Origin of the sequence: Sphingobacterium sp. E70 (assembly GCF_019285695.1) — a bacterium.
Lineage (GTDB): Bacteria > Bacteroidota > Bacteroidia > Sphingobacteriales > Sphingobacteriaceae > Sphingobacterium > Sphingobacterium detergens.
The window spans coordinates 1,547,030-1,566,128 of record NZ_CP079104.1; the positions used below are offsets into that span (position 1 = coordinate 1,547,030).

The 19,099-nt window shown below is 39.6% G+C and carries 22 protein-coding genes, 1 tRNA gene and 4 pseudogenes; 10 read left to right on the top strand and 17 right to left on the bottom strand.

Annotated elements, in window-relative coordinates; genetic code table 11:
• Positions 1 to 30 precede the first annotated feature (30 nt).
• The 4 genes from KUH03_RS11195 to KUH03_RS11210 are packed head-to-tail and all read right to left on the bottom strand — an operon-like array spanning position 31 to position 2,210.
• A complete protein-coding gene (locus KUH03_RS11195) occupies positions 31 to 264 on the bottom strand; it encodes a glucoamylase family protein (protein ID WP_257093331.1) in 234 nt (77 codons plus the stop codon).
• Between the two features lie 2 nt (positions 265 to 266).
• The gene (locus KUH03_RS11200) at positions 267 to 1,319 is read right to left on the bottom strand and encodes a glucoamylase family protein (protein WP_257093333.1); all 1,053 of its coding nucleotides are present in this window, start codon (positions 1,317 to 1,319) and stop codon (positions 267 to 269) included.
• On the bottom strand, positions 1,313 to 1,924 hold the full coding sequence (locus KUH03_RS11205; RefSeq protein ID WP_257093335.1) for a hypothetical protein: 612 nt from the start codon (positions 1,922 to 1,924) through the stop codon (positions 1,313 to 1,315). The genes KUH03_RS11200 and KUH03_RS11205 overlap by 7 nt, the downstream gene beginning before the upstream one ends.
• A gap of 43 nt (positions 1,925 to 1,967) precedes the next feature.
• Positions 1,968 to 2,210 (bottom strand): hypothetical protein, encoded by a 243-nt coding sequence (locus KUH03_RS11210; RefSeq protein WP_257093338.1) that lies wholly within the window; start codon positions 2,208 to 2,210, stop codon positions 1,968 to 1,970.
• A 159-nt stretch (positions 2,211 to 2,369) separates the two neighbouring features.
• Between KUH03_RS11210 and KUH03_RS11215 the strand changes: the two are divergent.
• Both KUH03_RS11215 and KUH03_RS11220 read left to right on the top strand, forming a co-directional pair.
• Positions 2,370 to 3,322: pseudogene (locus tag KUH03_RS11215) on the top strand (acetyl-CoA carboxylase carboxyltransferase subunit alpha).
• A gap of 277 nt (positions 3,323 to 3,599) precedes the next feature.
• Positions 3,600 to 3,672: transfer RNA gene (locus tag KUH03_RS11220), tRNA-Lys, on the top strand.
• 69 nt (positions 3,673 to 3,741) lie between these two features.
• Here the strand turns inward: KUH03_RS11220 and KUH03_RS11225 are convergent.
• On the bottom strand, positions 3,742 to 5,541 hold the full coding sequence (locus tag KUH03_RS11225) for an alpha-L-fucosidase (RefSeq protein ID WP_257093340.1): 1,800 nt from the start codon (positions 5,539 to 5,541) through the stop codon (positions 3,742 to 3,744).
• A gap of 318 nt (positions 5,542 to 5,859) precedes the next feature.
• Between KUH03_RS11225 and KUH03_RS11230 the strand changes: the two genes are divergently transcribed.
• The 7 genes from KUH03_RS11230 to KUH03_RS11260 all read left to right on the top strand — a co-directional run bounded on the left by KUH03_RS11230 (position 5,860) and on the right by KUH03_RS11260 (position 9,329).
• The gene (locus KUH03_RS11230) at positions 5,860 to 6,615 is read left to right on the top strand and encodes a CDGSH iron-sulfur domain-containing protein (protein WP_257093342.1); all 756 of its coding nucleotides are present in this window, start codon (positions 5,860 to 5,862) and stop codon (positions 6,613 to 6,615) included.
• A gap of 49 nt (positions 6,616 to 6,664) precedes the next feature.
• Positions 6,665 to 6,883, top strand: coding sequence for a hypothetical protein (locus KUH03_RS11235; protein WP_257093344.1), 219 nt, complete (start codon positions 6,665 to 6,667; stop codon positions 6,881 to 6,883).
• 91 nt (positions 6,884 to 6,974) lie between these two features.
• The gene (locus KUH03_RS11240) at positions 6,975 to 7,109 is read left to right on the top strand and encodes a hypothetical protein (RefSeq protein ID WP_257093346.1); all 135 of its coding nucleotides are present in this window, start codon (positions 6,975 to 6,977) and stop codon (positions 7,107 to 7,109) included.
• 11 nt (positions 7,110 to 7,120) lie between these two features.
• Positions 7,121 to 7,405 carry a DUF1801 domain-containing protein gene (locus KUH03_RS11245; protein ID WP_257093347.1) on the top strand — a complete coding sequence of 95 codons (285 nt, stop codon included), beginning with the start codon at positions 7,121 to 7,123 and terminating at the stop codon, positions 7,403 to 7,405.
• Entirely contained in the window at positions 7,405 to 7,548 is a 144-nt protein-coding gene (locus tag KUH03_RS11250; RefSeq protein ID WP_257093349.1) for a DUF1801 domain-containing protein, read from the top strand. The genes KUH03_RS11245 and KUH03_RS11250 overlap by 1 nt, the downstream gene beginning before the upstream one ends.
• 10 nt (positions 7,549 to 7,558) lie before the next feature.
• Complete coding sequence (locus KUH03_RS11255) at positions 7,559 to 8,488, top strand: DUF1801 domain-containing protein (protein WP_257093351.1); 930 nt, start codon at positions 7,559 to 7,561, stop codon at positions 8,486 to 8,488.
• A 28-nt stretch (positions 8,489 to 8,516) separates the two neighbouring features.
• Complete coding sequence (locus tag KUH03_RS11260; RefSeq protein WP_257093353.1) at positions 8,517 to 9,329, top strand: VOC family protein; 813 nt, start codon at positions 8,517 to 8,519, stop codon at positions 9,327 to 9,329.
• Between the two features lie 174 nt (positions 9,330 to 9,503).
• On the opposite strand, the gene KUH03_RS11265 is transcribed toward KUH03_RS11260, so the two are convergent.
• Positions 9,504 to 9,923, bottom strand: a complete 420-nt coding sequence (locus KUH03_RS11265; RefSeq protein WP_120259416.1) for a SufE family protein — start codon at positions 9,921 to 9,923, stop codon at positions 9,504 to 9,506.
• Between the two features lie 11 nt (positions 9,924 to 9,934).
• Positions 9,935 to 11,157 (bottom strand): annotated as a pseudogene (locus tag KUH03_RS11270) (SufS family cysteine desulfurase).
• Between the two features lie 223 nt (positions 11,158 to 11,380).
• On the opposite strand from KUH03_RS11270, the pseudogene KUH03_RS11275 reads away from it, so the two are divergent.
• Positions 11,381 to 12,374: pseudogene (locus KUH03_RS11275) on the top strand (acyl-ACP desaturase).
• Positions 12,375 to 13,023: 649 nt separating this feature from the next.
• Here KUH03_RS11275 and KUH03_RS48525 read toward each other — a convergent pair.
• The 10 genes and pseudogenes from KUH03_RS48525 to prmA form a co-directional block, all read right to left on the bottom strand.
• A pseudogene (locus KUH03_RS48525) lies at positions 13,024 to 14,027 on the bottom strand (peptide MFS transporter).
• Entirely contained in the window at positions 13,942 to 14,262 is a 321-nt protein-coding gene (locus KUH03_RS11290) for a hypothetical protein (RefSeq protein WP_306429728.1), read from the bottom strand. The pseudogene KUH03_RS48525 and the gene KUH03_RS11290 overlap by 86 nt, the downstream one beginning before the upstream one ends.
• Entirely contained in the window at positions 14,145 to 14,459 is a 315-nt protein-coding gene (locus tag KUH03_RS11295; RefSeq protein ID WP_257093357.1) for a hypothetical protein, read from the bottom strand. The genes KUH03_RS11290 and KUH03_RS11295 overlap by 118 nt, the downstream gene beginning before the upstream one ends.
• Before the next feature lie 144 nt (positions 14,460 to 14,603).
• On the bottom strand, positions 14,604 to 16,379 hold the full coding sequence (locus KUH03_RS11300) for a peptide MFS transporter (protein WP_257093358.1): 1,776 nt from the start codon (positions 16,377 to 16,379) through the stop codon (positions 14,604 to 14,606).
• Between the two features lie 137 nt (positions 16,380 to 16,516).
• Entirely contained in the window at positions 16,517 to 16,771 is a 255-nt protein-coding gene (locus tag KUH03_RS11305; protein ID WP_373564698.1) for a helix-turn-helix domain-containing protein, read from the bottom strand.
• 138 nt (positions 16,772 to 16,909) lie between these two features.
• Positions 16,910 to 17,347 carry a hypothetical protein gene (locus KUH03_RS11310; RefSeq protein WP_257093360.1) on the bottom strand — a complete coding sequence of 146 codons (438 nt, stop codon included), beginning with the start codon at positions 17,345 to 17,347 and terminating at the stop codon, positions 16,910 to 16,912.
• Positions 17,348 to 17,623: 276 nt separating this feature from the next.
• The gene (locus tag KUH03_RS11315; RefSeq protein ID WP_257098119.1) at positions 17,624 to 17,920 is read right to left on the bottom strand and encodes a hypothetical protein; all 297 of its coding nucleotides are present in this window, start codon (positions 17,918 to 17,920) and stop codon (positions 17,624 to 17,626) included.
• Positions 17,880 to 18,275 (bottom strand): Mur ligase domain-containing protein, encoded by a 396-nt coding sequence (locus KUH03_RS11320; protein WP_257093362.1) that lies wholly within the window; start codon positions 18,273 to 18,275, stop codon positions 17,880 to 17,882. The genes KUH03_RS11315 and KUH03_RS11320 overlap by 41 nt, the downstream gene beginning before the upstream one ends.
• Before the next feature lie 42 nt (positions 18,276 to 18,317).
• Complete coding sequence (locus KUH03_RS11325) at positions 18,318 to 18,617, bottom strand: 50S ribosomal protein L11 methyltransferase (RefSeq protein ID WP_257093364.1); 300 nt, start codon at positions 18,615 to 18,617, stop codon at positions 18,318 to 18,320.
• Complete coding sequence (prmA, locus tag KUH03_RS11330) at positions 18,608 to 19,075, bottom strand: 50S ribosomal protein L11 methyltransferase (RefSeq protein WP_257093365.1); 468 nt, start codon at positions 19,073 to 19,075, stop codon at positions 18,608 to 18,610. The genes KUH03_RS11325 and prmA overlap by 10 nt, the downstream gene beginning before the upstream one ends.
• Positions 19,076 to 19,099: the final 24 nt, after the last annotated feature.

Below are 19,099 nucleotides of genomic sequence, written 5' to 3' on the forward strand. Positions count from 1 at the left end.
TCCTTTTCCGTCTACCAGATCGTAACAAATCTATTTCTTCACATAAACTGTATCCAATGTCTTTTTAATCTCTGGGATCCGTTCATACAACTTCCAGATCATCCCTGAATTGGCATTTTCGATCATTATGGCTATTGTAGCCTGATTCCTTGCCCGATAGCTTTCAGAAACATCATTGTTTTTCAGGTCGATCCATGCTCTGAATCCATATTGTGTAAACAGCACATCGGCATATTCCTCGTAAAATTTACGCATGGCTTTCATACCTATCTCCCTTTCAAATGGATAGGAGGCAATTGAAATTGCAGGATTGACAAAATACCCTGATAAGCATTATCCGTGTGTTCAACACCCCAGATGTCCGTAAATCTCGTCCCGATATTCAATTCATTATCTCTCCGCTTATAGGCTAGTATATAATCTGACAGATACTTTTTATAATCCACAAAATTATCCACTTTTCCTTTCGGATCCATGATTAAAAATGGTCGATAAACCGACATCAGTGACTCCGTCAGATTCCCTCCTGCAATACTTTTAGCGAAGATAACCTTATCATCCGAATAGATTGAGGCAGGTGCGTTCCAAATACTACCGATCAGTGGATTGCTGCTTATAGACTGCGCAAGTGAGTCATTTAATTTTGTTTTTATCTCTGGAGCCAACGTATTTAACTCATCAGTAAAATCCATTGCATCCCCATGTTTGGTTGCAAATCCATTCATGTAAGCTGAAGCGGCTAAAGGATGTGTAGGAGAAGACATCGCCAGCAGATAAGTACTTAGACTCTCATTAAATCCACCCAATGGACGTGACCTCGCTGTACTATCTATAGGCGACCACTTGTTCCAGAGAACATCGGTATTATTGGGATCTGTAAAATAACGCCAATTTATTCTTTCCCATAATGTGGTAATTGATTTACGTAAGGATTGCTCTTCCGGATTCTCCTTCGCGAAGTATTCACGAGCGATTAACAATGATTCCATTAAATGGGAAGTTCCTCTTATATCATAAGTAGGTATAGAATCCCGATAGAAGGGCACGCCTGATCTCCCATCGTAAAAGGCAGTAAAAACACCCTGATGATTTTGTGCTGCCCCTAGGAATTTCACCATACGTGTCATCCGCGATAATAGAGCCTGTCTGGATATCAATTGATTTTCAGCAGCAACAAGCAGGCCCAAAATGGCATACCCTGTTTCATTCGTTGAAACAACTGCCTGCCGATTTCCACGGTCAGGGAGGTACATACCACTGTTTACATCATAATTATCAATAAAATAGTTGACATGCGCGTTGCGAATAAAATTTAGCATCTCAGCATCGGTCCCTTTTTGGTTTGTATTTCTTTTACATCGGAAAATGGGGACTCCACATAGTTGTAGTCAACCCATGCTATTTTATAATAATAGTTTTTATTATACTCATTCACCCGATCGAGACACTTCTGCATATAGATCGGCAAGATTGCAATTGGCTGAAAATTAAGCTTATCCTCTGATCTATAAATTTTCACGTAGCGGATACTCGGAGTTAAGGGCAGCTGCCACACAAGTTCAACTTGCTTGTCTACAGAACCTATTTTAGATAAAATAGCCGCCGATGACAGTTTCACTTTTGGATAATTTCTTGGAAGAAATTCTATTTGATCAATAAAAAGTTGATGGGTAGTTGCACTGGTTCCATTTTGTTCCAATAGTAACGAGGAAACGGCTTTTCCGATGGAAATCCCTTCAAATTTCGATACAGGAATAGAAACATTGAGCCAAGTATCATAGGCAAAGTCTTCGATGTAATGGGTAATATCCAGGGCATTACTGCGTACATCGTTTTGTTGCAGGGCAACTTTAGGCAACTGTCCTTTTTCGGTGTTACTTTGGATAAACAATTTAAAGGTTAAATGATCATCCTTAGCGATCATATACTGAAATTTTTGCTTATCATTTAATATACTGGCCTCCCATTTACCATTGGGGATGAAACGTAACGTAGCGAAAGCGAGTTCCTGGAGTAAAAAACAGGCTATCCGAAACAGGAAGACTATGATTCACATTTTGTACCCAAGACTCTCCAGTGTAATGCGCCATGCTTTTTGCATAGCTTCCATTGATTATACTATTATCAAATAGAACCTCCGGATAGCTCTCCGATCTGGCAAGTATGGGCGAAATCAATAGAAAAAGAAAGTAAAAGTATTTTTTCAGCATAAGTCAACATTTTTCACAGGCTTACAATCAAAAATTAAGCCACCACCGAGATTATAACGCAAATGTAACAAAGGATTTCCAATGATATTGTACGCTCAAATTTTAATTTCGGAAAAAATGCGCTAAATTAGCCCCTGAATATTTTCATAAAATAGATATATGAAAACCACGTTTGATTTTGAAAAGCCAATTGCAGATTTGCAATTGCAGATTGAAAAGGTAACACAAGTTGCCGAAAAAACCCAAGTTGATATGAGCGCAACCGTTCGTGAACTTGAGGAAAACTTGCTTCTACGGAAAAAGAAATATACAGCAATTTAACTGGATGGCAGAATGTTCAAATGTCCCGTCATCAGGATCGTCCACAGACCTATGATTATATCGAAGCTATCTGCGATGAATTTATTGAATTGCACGGTGATCGTACGGTAAAAGATGACAAGGCAATTGTAGGTGGAATGGCCTCAATCGATGGTAATCCTGTTATGATTATTGGTCATCAGAAAGGTAAAAATACCAAAGAACGTCAATATCATAATTTTGGCATGGCCAATCCCGAAGGTTACCGTAAAGCATTGCGCTTGATGAAAATGGCTGAAAAATTCAATAAGCCTGTGATCACTTTGATCGACACGATGGGAGCTTATCCTGGTTTGGAAGCGGAAGAGCGTGGACAAGGTGAAGCCATTGCGCGCAACCTCATGGAGATGGCGGTACTTAAAGTGCCTATCATCTGCGTCGTTATCGGTGAAGGTGCATCCGGAGGAGCCTTGGGTATTGGAGTAGGTAATCGTGTGTATATGATGGAACATACGTGGTATTCCGTTATTTCACCAGAATCTTGCTCATCCATCTTATGGAGAAGCTGGGATCACAAGGAGAAAGCAGCCGAAGCACTGAAACTAACTTCCAGCGATATGTTAAGCAATGGTCTGATAGACGGTATCATTCCTGAGCCATTAGGCGGTGCTCATCAAGATCCGGCAAAAGCAGCCGCTAATCTTAAAGAACAATTATTGAAAGATCTAGCTGAATTAACAGCAAAAGACAGCGATACATTGATCAAAGAACGAATTGACAAATTCAGCAATATGGGCGTTGTGACAGAATAATGTTACTCCCCTATTCCTCAAAATATAAAAAGTCGGCACCAATTGCCGACTTTTTCATTTTAACAAGCTATTGGTTTCAGAAAAGCCGAAAAAGGTGTACCCAAAATCGCTCGATTTACGATCAAATTCCATTGATCTCAAATAGGAATCCGCATCGTCGAGAAAAATAAATACGTAATTTATAAACGGTTATAAAATATATCAATAAAAAAAGACAAAAACTCTTTGACACAATCATATATTTTTATACCTTTGCATCACTTTCAAAAACAGAAAGGATTCCGTAGCTCAGCTGGTAGAGCAATACACTTTTAATGTATGGGTCCTGGGTTCGAATCCCAGCGGGATCACAAAAAAAAAGCTAATCGCAAGATTAGCTTTTTTTGTTTAAGCAGGATCGTCGCCCTGATGAACTGTTTTTAATCATGCGTCAGCACAACCTCCAAAAATTTCACTGCCTCTCCCCAACAATATTTTTTTGCACGAAGTTCCACGGATTGCTTTCCTAATGGCAAGTCTATTTGTCCAAGCCCAAGCGAATTTCCTCGTCCACTTGTTGGAGATGACGGATCAATTGAAAAATCAAATACTTTCCCGCCTATTTTTAAGACCATATCCCCGCCAGTATTTCCAACATCCTTGACATAGCGTACCGAAACATTAAATTGTGCTGGTTTTAACACATTGATGTTCCATCCGAGATATTGATTCCTATTTTTCCATCCGGATACATAATAACGATCTCTTTTGCCATCTCCAAATTTCATCGGATCCCCATACTGTTTCGCATAGAAAGACAGTAAACGATTTTCAGTGACCTGTGCATCCACATAAGTTAGATCATTGGATTCAGGTGCAGCTATATCCTGTTTTAACTGAACAATAATAACTTCATCTGCCGGGTCAGCAGCTATTTGATCCAAAGGGATATGAAGCCCCACAGCATCTGAATTATACCCTTTGATGCTCTTCTTTGAAGACAATAATGAGATGGATCTGACACCGGCTGTAAGACCTCCCACAGTCAATTCCTCTCCTTTTGGCCGATTAAAGACATGCAGATACAATGTGCTCTTTCTTTTTGTGATCACTCCCCATTGTTGACGTGGTAAAGGAGAAGGTTCCACATCGATGACACTTTCCTTATTCTTCGCCATCCATGCAGCAATTCCTTCCAAAATAGTCACATCAGGTTCATCGAAACTGCCATCGCCTTTGGGACCAATATTTAATAAAATATTCCCACCCATAGCCTTAGCTTTCGCCAACAACTGGATAAAATGGGCGGTTGGTTTATGGTTCATATCTGTTGACGAATAGCCATACGAATCATTAGTTGTTGGGATAGCCTCCCAATAAGCCCCATTAGAAACAGGATAGAACTCTTCTGGCCGATCAGCGGTATTTAAATAATCACCATAATTCCTACCCTCTGTACGCGCTAATCGCCCGTTAACAACAATCCTAGGATCAGCATCCCGGATTGCTTTCAGAATCCTTAAATTTTCCGACAAAGGCAGCTTATGTGGCGTATCAAACCACAGTAAATCGGGCTGATATTTATGGATCAGTTCCTGTATTTGTGGAATTGCTTTTTCATCTACATAACGTTTTGCTTTGGGCAACCACTCCGGATGGTTGTCAAACCAGTTTGCTCCACCCAAAAGCTTATCTCCGCCCGGGTTTTTATAATCCCAGTCATTCCCCGGTGCATTGGGGTCTTCCCAATCGAACGCATGGGAATAGTAAAATCCAAACAACAAGCCATGCTTATGGCACGCCTTCGCAAGTTCCGCCATTGGATCTCGTTTGAAAGCAGTGCTCTTGGTAGAATAAGCGCTAGCATACTGCGACGGGTACATTGCAAAACCATCATGATGTTTAGCCGTGATGATAAAGTATTTCATACCCGCATTTTTAGCTAACATCACCCATTCTTCCGCATTAAATTTTTCAGGATTAAATCTTGCGGCCGAATCCAGGTATTCCTGACGGGGAATTTGCATGACACGCATAAGATGCTCAGCATATCCACCTCCTTTCTTCCCCTTCCAGATATTACCATATTGCGAATAAATGCCCCAGTGGACAAACATTCCAAAAGAGGCTTCTTTCCATTTTTTGATACGCTGCTCCTGTCCCACTACAGATTCTTTCCACCAGCCTGTTTCGGCAGCAGATATTGCGTTTCTATCCCTCGTGCTCGGGTCATTAAACATATCTGCGGCTTCATTCCCTTATTTACATTCTGAACCTGCCCCATCACCATCGTTACAGCGGTTGAAAGCATTAGAATAAGGCAATACCTGATTTTTATCATAAGTTTCGATATTATAATTGTCTCCAATAGCTGAACTAATGCTTTGAGAAAGACAATAGTTCAACATATAAATTTATATTACCTTCAAAAATAACTCAAAAAGCTAAAGATAAGGTGTAATTTTTGTTCATTTTAGAGGAGTAACAACCAAAGTCAGAAAAAAATAAAACCTATCCGCTTCTGTAGTGTTTATTTTATACTATAAACTTAAGGAGTCATGAGCAATCCCTCAGATTATTGGCATGTTCAAATAGGATCTACGGCCAATACCAGTGAAATCTTTATCGAGGTCACCAAAGACGGTCCGTATATTTTACACGGGCAGGTACCCTTTCATTTGCAATATATTATTCCAGATCGACAGGGTATCTCCAGATCCTATGAAAACGGCGAATCTTTTAAACTTGAAAAAGACACCTATTTATGCCGCTGTGGACTATCCAAAAATAAGCCCTTTTGTGACAACTCTCATGAGCAGGCTAGGTCTTTTGGTGTCGACTTGACCGATACAGCGACACTACATGATTCGCTCCAAACAGCGGAAATTATTGAAGGGCCTGTATTTTCCCTCAGCGACGATGAAAAACTATGCGCATATGCACGCTTCTGTGACCAAGGGAAAAGAATTTGGAATGAGATATCCTATAGCGATGAAAACTCCTTAGAAGGCGCCATAAATATGGCCCATTACTGTCCCAGTGGCAGACTGCTTGTATGGAACCAGGAAAATGCTCCCATCGAAGAAAATACCGTAGCCGAGATCGGTCTCATTGAAGATGTATTGAATCAGTGCAGTGGGCCTATCGCTCTGTGGGGCGGAATTCCTGTAAAAAGCAGCAACGGCAGGTACTATGAAGTCCGAAACCGCCAGACCCTTTGTCGTTGTGGGCAATCATCGAACAAACCATTTTGCGATGGCACACATGCCTCAATGGAATTTCAGGATGGACTCAGTAAGTACACACAAAAATAGCAGATACAAGTTATCGGTATTTATACAATATTTGTTTAAAATTCAGAACATGGAAAAGTTAACCGCAAAAGCAAGTATTCAGATCCAAAAACCCATCAATGAAGTTTTTGAAGCCATCGTTGATCCCAACAAAATGAATCACTATTTTATTAAATCCTCTACAGGCCGTCTGGAGACCGGAAAAACTGTCGAATGGAATTTCCTGAGTTCCCGACAGTTTTCCTGTAACCGGAAAAACAATCCGTCCAGACGACTATATTTCCTTTGATTGGAGTGGCGGATTAGCAAATCAACTGGTTGAAATCAGCTTATCTTCCTTCGGCGAGGGGTCCACTGTTGTCAAAATTACAGAACATGAAATGAACAACGATGAGGAAGGCATTTTGATTATGATGCGTCAGACCGAAGGGTGGGCAAATTTTCTAGCCTGCATGAAGGCCTACCTTGAATATAATATCAATCTTCGGAAGGGTGCTTTTGATTTTATGTTTTAACAGAAATAAAAATGGCGGTAAATAAAACCTCTTATATCGAAAAGAGTGTCGATGATTTTATTCAGGATATACCCGATACACAAAAGCGGGACGACAGCATCCAATTGGTACAATTGATGCAATCTGTCTCAAACGAAGCACCGAAGATGTTTGGCGAATCCATCATTGGCTTTGGACAGTATTACTATAAATATGCTAGCGGGCATGAAGGGTATGCGCCCTTAATCGGGTTCAGCCCCGCAAAGCTGCCATTTCACTTTATGTATATACCGGACTTGAAGAACATCGGCCACTAGTGGAACAACTGGGCAAATATAAAATAGGTAAAGCCTGCATTTACATTAAAAAACTGAGTGACATCAATACGGAACATCTGGCCACATTAATGCAAGAGACCATCCAATTTATAACTACCAAATACGCAAGGATCAAAGATTAGACACAACATTATGACAAGTAGCGTTTCAACAATTGACGAGTATATTGACCAATTCAAAGGGGACAAGAAGACCTATCTCAATCAAGTACGGCAGCTGATTGCTGAAGTAGTCCCAGCTGAAGCCACAGAAACCATTTCTTATCAGATGCCCACATTTCGATTTAATGGCAATCTGATCCATTTTGCAATGAATAAACAGCATCTCGGCCTATACCCTGGCCCTGATGCCATCACGCATTTCGCGGCAGAACTTAAAGATTTTAAAACATCAAAAGGAGCAATACAGATTCCGATTGACCAACCCTTACCAGAAAAAATCATTCGTGATATTGTCGCCTTTAATATCGAAAAACTTAAGGATAAACAAGGCCCTAACTGGCATAAAAGCAGAGGAAATTGGCTAGAAGCCGAAGAATTGATGCAACAGATTATGCTAAAAACCACACTGAAAAAAGAGTTCAAATGGGGCAGTGACATCTATACACACAAAGGGAAAAATGTCATCGGATGGGGTGGTTTCAAAAACTTCTTTTCCCTATGGTTCTATAATGGTGTATTTTTAGAAGACAAGGAAAATGTCTTGATCAGCGCCTCCGAAGGTAAAACCAAAGCACTTCGACAATGGCGTTTTCAGCATGTCAGCGAAATGGATAGCAGCAAAATCGAGGCTTATATCCAAGAATCTATTCGAACAATTGACGAGGGAAAAGAAATTAAACCCACCAAAAGCGAAGCAATACCTCCTTCTGGAATTCTTTTGGAAGCACTCCATTCAGATCAGGTATTTCATGATCACTTCAGGGCCCTGACACCAGGAAAACAAAAAGAATATATTCAGTATATCGACGAAGCGAAACAGGAAAAAACCAAATTATCCCGTCTGGATAAAATCAAACCACTGATTACTGCAAATAAAGGATTACACGATAAATATAAATAAGTGAATTTTAAACTAAAAATCGACGCTCATGGAAAATTCAATTATACCGTCCCTATGGTTTGATCAGAATGCGAAGGAAGCTTTTGATTTATACTGCCAGACTTTTCCAAACAGTCATATCGAAAGTAACTCCCCGATCGTTGTCGAGGCACTGCTTAATGGCGTAAAATTTATCGGTATCAATGGAGGGCCGATGTTTAAGCCAAATCCATCCATATCATTTATGGTGATCTGCGAATCAGCCGAAGAGATTGATCGCATCTGGAATACATTATCAGTAGACGGAAACGTACTGATGCCACTAAACAGCTATCCCTGGAGTGCTTATTATGGCTGGGTAGCGGACAAATACGGTGTAAACTGGCAGTTATACCAAGGCAACGTAAGTGACACAAACCAACAAGCAATTGTCCCTACGCTAATGTATTGCGGGCCTCAGCAAGGTAAATGCGAAACCGCAGTTCAGTTCTATGAAGAACTATTCAAAGATTTTCACAGCAACGGTATTTTACGTTATCCGGAAGGCGATTATAAAGGGGAGATCCAGCACACTCAATTTCTTGTCAATGGATTTACCTTAATGGCCATGGATAGCGGAGTGGCTCAAGACTTTACGTTTAGTGAAGGTATTTCCCTCACCATCCTCTGCCAGGATCAAGCTGAAATTGACTATTACTGGAATCGCATTACACAGCAGGGACAAGAGAGCATGTGTGGATGGTGTAAAGATGAATTCGGCGTGAGTTGGCAAATTGTGCCAACGCAAATTGCCACATATCTTCAAAATCCAGGAGCTGGAGAAGCCTTAATGAAAATGAAAAAATCATTATCAAAGACTTGATCGGATAATTTTATTGAAGACAACAACATTCCACGGTATAGATTGGGATAGATAAAAAACGGGAGCATCCAAAAGGTTGGATACTCCCGTTTTTCATTAATATCATTCGTCTACAATCTCCTTTTAGAAATTCAATTTCAGGAGAGTTCAGTTTTAATTTTTGAACAGTTCTGGTTATGCGTTTACCTGCAACGCCACTGCATATAATTTCATCTGTTTGATCATCGACAATAAACCATTGGCCCGTGTTGGCGACAAGTGTTCTTTTAAACCGATTTCATCAACGAAATACAGGTCTGCATCGACAATCTCTTTTGCAGTATGTCCCGACAGCACTTTGACCATCAGACTGACCAAACCTTTAGTGATAATCGCGTCGCTATCTGCTGTAAAAAACACCTTTCCATCTTTCACTTCCGGATACAACCATACCTTAGACTGACAGCCCTTGATAATATATTCTTCTGTCTTGTATTGCTCATCAATTAAAGGAACTTCCTTGCCCAATTGGATGATATACTCATATTTTTCCATCCAATCTGTAAAGAAAGCAAAATCTTCAACTAATTCGTTTTGTATTTCATTAATTGTCATAATCGTTTTTATTACACTAACATATTGACCGCGCGTTGAATACCCGCCACCAAGATATCTATTTCTTCTTTTGTGTTATAAAGTGCCAACGAAGCCCGGATCGTTCCAGGGATACCAAAGCGATCCATTACAGGCTGAGCACAGTGGTGTCCTGTTCGCACAGCAATACCCAATTTATCCAAAATTACGCCTACATCATAAGGATGTGTACCTTCAATGATAAATGAAATAACAGAACATTTTTGATCTGCAGTACCTATAAATTTCATCCCTGGGATCTGCGACAATTTTTCCAATGCATATTCCAGCAACTCGTGTTCGTAAGCCTCAATATTTTTTAAGCCAATCGAATTGATATAGTCTATCGCCTCATTCAAACAGATACCCGCTTCAATATTCGGAGTCCCCGCTTCAAATTTAAAAGGCAATTCATTATAGGTTGTCTTTTCAAAAGTCACTTCTTTGATCATATCGCCACCGCCTTGATAAGGAGGCATTGCGTTTAACAGATCTTCCTTACCATACAACACCCCGACACCAGTTGGTCCATACATTTTATGGCCTGAGAAAACTAAAAAGTCAACATCAAGATCTTGCACATCAACCTGTATATGTTGGACAGCCTGCGCCGCATCTATCAATACGACAGCACCATGCTTATGCGCAATCGAGATGATCTCTTTTACCGGATTGATCGTACCTAGTGCATTGGAGACATAAGTTACAGCAACCAGCTTCGTTCTTTCGTTAATGAGGTTTTGATAGGCTTCCATATCGAGCTCCCCTTATCATTCATCGGAATAACACGGATCTTACAGCCTTTTTCATCACAAAGCATCTGCCAGGGAACAATATTGGAGTGGTGCTCCATTGCAGAAATAATAATTTCATCTCCCACGTGGATAAATGCTCTGCCATAGCAAGTCGCAACCAAATTGATACTATCGGTCGTCCCCTTGGTAATAATCACTTGCTTGTCTTCAGGCGCATTGATAAAAGATTGAAGTTTTTTACGAGTCACCTCAAAAGCATCTGTCGATATCTGGCTGAGGTAGTGAACTCCACGATGTACATTACTATTCATATCTGTATAATAATGTGCAATGGAATTGATTACCGCATTAGGCTTTTGCGTTGTCGCACCATTGTCCAGATAAACCAAAGGCTTGCCATTTACCTCTCTTTTTAGAATAGGAAAATCTGCACGTATTTTATCTATATTATATTTTTCCAAAGTCGTCTAAATAATTTATACAAAGTTAATAGTATTTTATCGAATACAGGGCCGACAATCTGTTTTTTATGTCATTATCAATCTTCCAAGTTACCTGACCGACCAAAACAAAAAGTGGCTCAATACTATTAAAGAACCACTTTTTGTAGGTCATTTGCCATTTTTCACAATTATATCTTGCTTTTATAATTTATTGATGCTATTTATTTACCTTTGTATTGATATGCAAGAATTACCTCTAAATTTACCAGAAGGCTCACGTAAAGAAGTGATGGCCTACTTGGAGCCTTTCATGTTGAATGAAATGAGCGAATACCTGAAGCCTGTAGAAGAAATGTGGCAACCTGCTGATTTCCTTCCGGACGCTTCAAGGGATACTTTTTTGAGGAAATAAGAGATTTACAGGAAAGCGCCAAAGAACTATCCTATGACTTAGTTGCGGTATTAGTTGGTGATACGATTACCGAAGAGGCCCTTCCAACTTACGAATCTTGGCTGACAATGGTTGAAGATGTGGATAAAAACGAACAAGGTGGATGGATGAAATGGGTTCGTGCATGGACTGCTGAAGAAAACCGTCACGGCGATCTATTGAACAAATACCTCTATCTCTCGGGTAGAATAGATATGCGTCAGTTTGAGATGTCTACACAATATTTGATTCAAGATGGTTTCGATATCGGCACTGGTGCTGATCCTTACCGTAACTTTATATATACATCATTCCAGGAACTTGCAACCAACGTATCCCATCGTCGGGTGTCGGGACTTTCTAAAAAAGGTGGTGATAAGCTTCTGGCAAAGATGTGTGGTGTCATTGCTTCGGATGAAGCACGCCATGCCAAAGCATATATGTCTTTCATATCAAAGGCCATGACAGTAGATGCAAGCGAAGTAATGATTGCATTTGAAGATATGATGCGCAAAAGATTGTCATGCCCGCACAGTTTTTAAGAGAAGCAGGCGAACCTCAGGGCGAAGCTTTCGCACACTTTTCCGATGCTGCACAGCGACTAGGTGTGTATACTGCATTGGATTATGTCGATATCTTGAAAGAACTTAATAATGAGTGGAAAATTGATCAAGTTACAGGTCTAAATGAAAAAGGTGAGAAAGCAAGAGACTACCTCTTAAAATTACCGGATCGCTTGACTAGATTAGCTGACCGCATGAAGATTCCTGAAAAAGATTATAAATTCAAATGGATTTACGGATAAACAAAAAGCTTGACCAGAAATAGTCAAGCTTTTTTGTTTATCCTATTTACTTTGCTTGTCGGCTCTATGATTGTAAATATTGCAAAACAGTAATCCTCCCCCTTAGGCCGATTATCTCCATACACACGTAATTCAAAAATGTATATATTTTAAATACAAAAGGATATTTAATCTTACAATTACACTTATAAACATATATTAATTCGATCCATTTTAATTTAAAAAATAGATATATGTTATTAAATACATACCATATATATCATTTTTCAAAACGAAGTCCGAGTATTATGGATTATTCGGTTATCCTTCGACTATACTACGGGACATATTTACCCCTTCTTCGCCCTTGAGAGCAGCTAAGAGCATGGTGTAACCTAGGTGCTCACACGGTATTTCCGTGTCTAACACGGACTCACCACGGACTCATGTCGCATTCACCATGGTTACAGTGTGACGCAGATAGGATGATGTGTCGAAGCTGGTACGACGCATCACTATACAGGCTCACACCACCTGCCATAAAAAGGGAGCAAATTCGCCATGAAATTTGCTCCCTTTTTATAAGGATCCAGTCCGTCAATTATAATTAAATACCAATTCCCAAAAAGATTTTCAATACGATCTCTTTTTGCAAATATTTGATTAGGGCTTATTTCACATTTCCCATTAATTTCCGCACCACAGGTGACAATGCGATGAGCACCACACCTGCGATTAAAGAATACAAGCCCAATTGCTTATAACTTTCGGTGTACGTCACTAAGTTATCCGCCAACGAACTTCCTTCTTTTGCTTCAGCCATACTCGCACCGATCAAGCCCGCCACATATTGTCCATACGCACTTGCCAAAAACCACATTCCCATCATTATACCTTGTAACCTTGCTGGAGACAGTTTCGTCATAATGGAGAGTCCAATTGGCGAAAGACAAAGCTCCCCGACGGTAATCACCAATAAGGCAAGTGTAAAGATATCCAATGAGGTCATGCCTTCATGAGCGAATAAACGCGTCGCAAAAAGTACATAGTAACCTAAACCCAAGAAAACAAAGCCCAGACCAAACTTGATAATCGTATTCGGCTCAAGTTTACGTTTTCCCAACCATATCCAAAATAGACCAAATAATGGCGCTAGAGCAATAATAAATAAAGCACCACCAGAATTATTGACACCATTTGGATCAAGCGTCACGGCCCCAAGTAAAGAGTCATTCAGGTGCTTGGCAGCAAAGATGCTCAATGAACCACCACTCTGTTCATATATCCCCAAAAGATAATGGAAAACAAAATAAATACCAGTGCAGCAATTAATTTCTTGCGTTCCTCCTTGGTTACTTGTGACATTTCATAAAATAGATATAAAAGTGTCAATGGGCCAATGGTATACATAAAATAGTCCGTGTATTGGGTTTTCGACACCATAATCTGAATAACAGGTATAAAGATCAAGGTCAGCGCATATACTGCATATTCAACCCATTTTGGCAAAGCTTTCGTCTTTACGATAGCATCTGGGTGTCCGGGTTTAAGCCCAATAGGTCCAAGGTGTCTTTTGGTAAAGTGAAAATTAATCAAACTTGCCAACATCCCTATTGCAGCTAAACCAAAGGCAACATTCCAACGGTGAGGTTCGGAGATAACCGAGCTCAACATATACCCTTACCAATGGCGACACAAACATAGCCCCTAAAAATGCACCTAGATTGATCCCTGCATAGAACAACGAGAAACCACCATCACGACGGCTATCGCCATCACGATAGAGCTCCCCTACCATCGTAGAGATATTCGGTTTAAAAAAGCCGGTACCAATAATAATAAATGAGAGACCAAAAAGAAATATTGATGTGGATCCGCGGCTAGGAAGAGACTCCCTACAATCATTAATATGCCGCCCCAGAACAATGATTTTCTAAAACCTAAAATCTTATCAGCAAAAAGACCTCCGATAAATGTAAAAGCATAGACAAATGCCTGGGTAGCTCCATACTGCAAATTAGCCTCTTTCTCCGCAAAATTCAGTTGTGTGATCATAAAGAACACCAACATGCCCCGCATGCCATAAAAACAAAATCTTTCCCACATTTCCGAGAAAAACAGGCTCCAGATCTGTCTTGGGTACTTTCCTTAAAATTTTGAATCTCCTCTAGCGATTCCCGTGTACTAACCTCCATACTGTATTTATATTAATCAAAAAAGCTTCTTTCGTAAAAGAAGCTTATATAGTTATTATTTAACTCCGTGCATCAATCTTTTGATCAAAGGATTGAACAGCATGACAAGCAATCCGGCCAAAGCTGGAATAGCCGTAAATAAAAAGAAAAAGTGACTCAACGAATATTCCTGTTGAATTGTCTCGACCTGTCCGCCCAATACCGCTGCAACCTTTTGTGCAATAGCAATAGCTAGATACCAGATGCCGAACATAAAAGCCAACATCCGTGCTGGAACCAATTTAGAAACATAAGATAAGCCCACCGGAGAAATAAACAATTCTCCCAATGTATGAAATAGGTAAGTCAAGACGAGAAATACCATAGAAATTTTCATTCCCGGTGCTATGCCCCATGAGCCTAATCCGATAATCAGGAATCCAATGGCAACCAGTATCAGACCAAATCCATATTTAAAGGCAGCTGAAGGATTGTATTTCGATTCCCATATCTTAGATACCGTGGAAGCTAGTGCAATGATAAAAAATGAGTTGAGAATAGAAAACCAGGATACTTTGATTTCCGAAGCTTCTTTATTAAACTCCTGATAAAGCATCCAGATTGCGGCACCCCAGATCAGTCCAAAGCAGACAAATAATACGATATTAGAGATGGCAATCTTATCCCAGGTTACCTTTGCAAGTTTTATTAAAACCCAGCTGATAATTGCTAATGGTACGATCGTTAATAAACCATTGACTACATTAAATGTCGTCAATGCGGCACCTGTAAGTGCTCTGTCGATATTATCCCTTGCGACAATGACCAATGAGGTTGCCCCTTGTTCAAAGCTCATGAAAAAGAAAATGAGGAAAAACGCCAAAAGCACCACGGCAAACATTCTATCCCGTACAGTCTTGTCATAACGTAAAATCCGGGAAACGATCAAATAAATAAACAAGATCAATGCAATAATGACCATGATATACTGACCTCTTAAAAAAGAAGTATCCAACCCGGCAAAAACATCAATAATACCATTTTTCGACAATGGATCATTGAAGGCATATACAAATCCTATGATAGCTACAATACCGATAAGCACGAAATCCTTTATTGTAAACGGATTTTTAGTATCCGTATCATTGACAATAACTTCTTTCTTCTCCCCAATCGCGGATTTGTCCAAAATACCGAGGTTACCCATGAGCGGTTTTGCAAACACAAACTGAAGGGTACCTAGGAGCATAAAAATACCAGCCAATCCAAATCCCCAATGCCATCCATATGTTTCAGCGATGTAACCACAGAGCATCATCCCAAAGAAAGCGCCTGCATTGACACCCATATAGAATATCGTATACGCTCCATCCTTCTTTTCAGGAAGATCTTTATACATTTCGCCAAGGATCGAAGGCATGTTCGGTTTGAAAAAACCTGTTCCTATAACCAAACAGATCAATCCCAGAAAAAACATGATCGCGGTATCAAAAGCCATTGCGGCATGCCCCAATGTCATGATAGCTGAGCCGATAATAACAGCTTTTCTGGATCCGATGTATTTGTCGGCAATGATCCCACCGAGTATTGGTGTCAGATAGAGCATCATCGCGTATGTTCCGTACAATGCACCTGCTTGTTGTGCAGTCCATGCCCAGCCAGAGAATGGGCTACCTTGGATAACCGCAGCAGTTAAAAATTGCATCAATAGAACACGCATTCCATAGAATGAGAACCGCTCCCACATCTCTGTAAAGAAAAGCACGAACAGCCCTGAGCGCTGTCCTAGTACATTCGATTTAAAAAAATCGTTCGACGGGCTAGTTGTTATATCCCCGTTTAGTCTCCCCATAAGTAATCAACCTTTATTTTTATAAAATACTTACAAAGAAACAAAAACAAAATCACTTTTGGCCAAAATAAAGTTGCATAAACAAAAAAAAAGGCAACCCATTTGGATTGCCTTTTCCGTAACATTTTTAATATGCCCTATCTTTTGTGCAATTGTTCGTAAAGATCAATGACCTTTTTCTGAAGTTCGATAACTTCGCCATCACGTAGTTGCAACTTTTGCGTTAACGCATTGACCTCATTGACATACTCTTTATCCTCTTCTGAATCAGAAGTAGATAGTAGTTGAACAACTGTCAAATTGAATAATTTTGAGATTTGATTAAGGCGAGACAGATTTACATCTGTAATACCTGTTTCAATTTTTGAAAATGCTGGGATTGAGATATCCAATCGCTTTGCAACATCCTCTTGACTCCATCCCTTTTGGTGTCTAAGTAATCTGATTTTTTTCCTAATGCATTCATCTGGTAGATATTTTAAACAAAAATAGCAAATAAAAATATAATTTACATTAAATTATATTTTTTTCTAAAAATCTCTAAAAAACCGATCAGCGAGCACCGAGAGATTAACCCCGTTATAATTATTTAAACTCATAAGTAGTAAATTGTAACCCTTAGATTTAACTCCATCCAAAAAGGAATACAGGCCATCTAAGCTCACAACAACCTCTAAATCAGGATTATTAAAACTCCTTTTGATATTCTCAGGAACACTTTCAATATCCTTATTAAGTTCCTTACAGGAGTGGATATTCACGTAGACCACAGAGAGATCCGACTCTCCCATTGAGTTCGCATATTGTAACAAAAAGGAAGAATCTAAACTATCATACGAGTTTAATTCGATAATTGTGACCAATTTCTGATTAGGAAATTGTTCTTTTACCGCGTGAATACTCGACCGCACTTTATCCGCATTGCAGGCATAATCTTGATAGACTACAGATCCTTCTGAGCTCGCCACAAACTCCAGATAACGGATAGATGTATTAAAACTCTTTATTGCATCAAAGAACTCTTTCTTTTAATGCCCAACCATTCACAGACTGTATAAGCACCAGCGATATTAGACAGATTATGTTTCCCGAATACTTGTAAAGGAACTTCTCCGTCTGCGGTATTTAGATAGGTAACCCCTTATTAATTGTGTAATCGGGGATCTTATAGCCATGCCGGTTAATTTTACAGTCTTTGGTATCTTGCAAAACTTTTTGAAGAACGGCATCTTCTTTATTATAGATCAGTGTTCCTTTAGGGGTATGGAATCAATAAAATCTTCAAATTGTTTAATATATTCCTCTTGAGATATTTTGGAATTAAATTCATTCCATACGATACCCGAGATTAGTGCGATATTAGGCTTATAATATAAAAATTTCGACTTGGAATCAATTTTGGACGAAACATATTCATCTCCCTCGATAATAATAATCTTATTATGTTTGGTAATATCCACAAGTTTATCAAAGCCCCTTAATTGCGCCCCAACCAAATAATCAAATTCTTTTCCTAAGGAGCGCATAACGTGCATAATCATGCTCGTAATCGTTGTTTTCCGTAGCTCCTGCAATAACCACACGGATTTTATCCTGTGAGAGTTCTTGTATAAACTCGGGAAAAGAATAGATCTTCAGGCCTAATTCTTGCGCCTTTTTCAATTCGGGATTATCTGCTTGCGCATGTGCTCCCAAAATAACGGCATCAATATCTTCCGTCACCTTGTCGGCAAACCATCCCAATTGATCTGGCAATAATCCAGCTTCGATGAGATGGGAACGGGAAGGTTCCACAATCTGATCATCAGATCCAGTAATTTGGTGCCCTTGCTTTGCCAAAGAAATGGCAAGGTTATGCATCACACTACCACCTATCGCTATAAAATGAATACGCATCGCTCTATTACCGTTTCACAAACTTGGCTGCACACCAATTATTTAAAACTTTTTGGAGATAAATTCAAAACCTAAAGACTTAGCAGTATCACGTAACATCGCCAAATCTTCCTGTTCATAAAATCCGCTTAAGTACAACTCTCCATTTTTATTGATACTTAAAGCATATTGTGGTAATTGTTCCAATAGAATATTTCGATTGATATTTGCTAAGATAGTATCGAAAATTCGGCCTTCTAAAACTTCGAAGGAACCACAAATAGCCTCGATATTGTCTACGGTATTAAGCAGTCTATTTTCGATCACACTGTCCACACAGATTTCATCATAATCTACTGCCAAGACAGCATTAGCACCTTTTTGGACGCCAAGATCGCTAGAATACCCGTACCACAGCCCATATCCAGCACCTGCTTACCCTCAAAATCATTCTCCAAAATATATTGGAGCATCATCGATGTGGTCTGATGGTGTCCTGTCCCGAAGGACATTTTAGGATCAATGATTATTTCATAAGGGAAATCAGGTTTTGCGTCATGAAACGTAGCACGTACATAACACTGTCCACCGACTTCAATGGGGTTAAAATTACTCTCCCAGAGTTTGTTCCAATTCTGATTTTCAATTTCCTGAACCTTATAGTCTACTTCAAATCCCTCATCAAGATTTAGCATTAACGTTTCTAATGCTTGCAAATCAAGATTTGCAGCTGGAATATAAGCTGCAAATCCTGATTCGGTATCTTCAAAAGTATCAAAGCCGATGTCTGCCAAATCAGATACCAATAGATCTTTTGCCATTCCTCACCCGATAGCATTTGAAAG

Excerpts from the sequence above, each read along its gene's own strand:
- KUH03_RS11195 (WP_257093331.1), bottom strand. The coding sequence starts at position 264 with ATGAAAGCCATGCGTAAATTTTACGAGGAATATGCCGATGTGCTGTTT.
- KUH03_RS11200 (WP_257093333.1), bottom strand. The coding sequence starts at position 1,319 with ATGCTAAATTTTATTCGCAACGCGCATGTCAACTATTTTATTGATAAT.
- KUH03_RS11205 (WP_257093335.1), bottom strand. The coding sequence starts at position 1,924 with ATGATCGCTAAGGATGATCATTTAACCTTTAAATTGTTTATCCAAAGT.
- KUH03_RS11210 (WP_257093338.1), bottom strand. The coding sequence starts at position 2,210 with ATGCTGAAAAAATACTTTTACTTTCTTTTTCTATTGATTTCGCCCATA.
- KUH03_RS11225 (WP_257093340.1), bottom strand. The coding sequence starts at position 5,541 with ATGTTTAATGACCCGAGCACGAGGGATAGAAACGCAATATCTGCTGCC.
- KUH03_RS11230 (WP_257093342.1), top strand. The coding sequence starts at position 5,860 with ATGAGCAATCCCTCAGATTATTGGCATGTTCAAATAGGATCTACGGCC.
- KUH03_RS11235 (WP_257093344.1), top strand. The coding sequence starts at position 6,665 with ATGGAAAAGTTAACCGCAAAAGCAAGTATTCAGATCCAAAAACCCATC.
- KUH03_RS11240 (WP_257093346.1), top strand. The coding sequence starts at position 6,975 with ATGAACAACGATGAGGAAGGCATTTTGATTATGATGCGTCAGACCGAA.
- KUH03_RS11245 (WP_257093347.1), top strand. The coding sequence starts at position 7,121 with ATGGCGGTAAATAAAACCTCTTATATCGAAAAGAGTGTCGATGATTTT.
- KUH03_RS11255 (WP_257093351.1), top strand. The coding sequence starts at position 7,559 with ATGACAAGTAGCGTTTCAACAATTGACGAGTATATTGACCAATTCAAA.
- KUH03_RS11260 (WP_257093353.1), top strand. The coding sequence starts at position 8,517 with ATGGAAAATTCAATTATACCGTCCCTATGGTTTGATCAGAATGCGAAG.
- KUH03_RS11265 (WP_120259416.1), bottom strand. The coding sequence starts at position 9,923 with ATGACAATTAATGAAATACAAAACGAATTAGTTGAAGATTTTGCTTTC.
- KUH03_RS11295 (WP_257093357.1), bottom strand. The coding sequence starts at position 14,459 with ATGTGGGAAAGATTTTGTTTTTATGGCATGCGGGGCATGTTGGTGTTC.
- KUH03_RS11300 (WP_257093358.1), bottom strand. The coding sequence starts at position 16,379 with ATGGGGAGACTAAACGGGGATATAACAACTAGCCCGTCGAACGATTTT.
- KUH03_RS11315 (WP_257098119.1), bottom strand. The coding sequence starts at position 17,920 with ATGATTATGCACGTTATGCGCTCCTTAGGAAAAGAATTTGATTATTTG.
- KUH03_RS11320 (WP_257093362.1), bottom strand. The coding sequence starts at position 18,275 with ATGCGTATTCATTTTATAGCGATAGGTGGTAGTGTGATGCATAACCTT.
- prmA (WP_257093365.1), bottom strand. The coding sequence starts at position 19,075 with ATGGCAAAAGATCTATTGGTATCTGATTTGGCAGACATCGGCTTTGAT.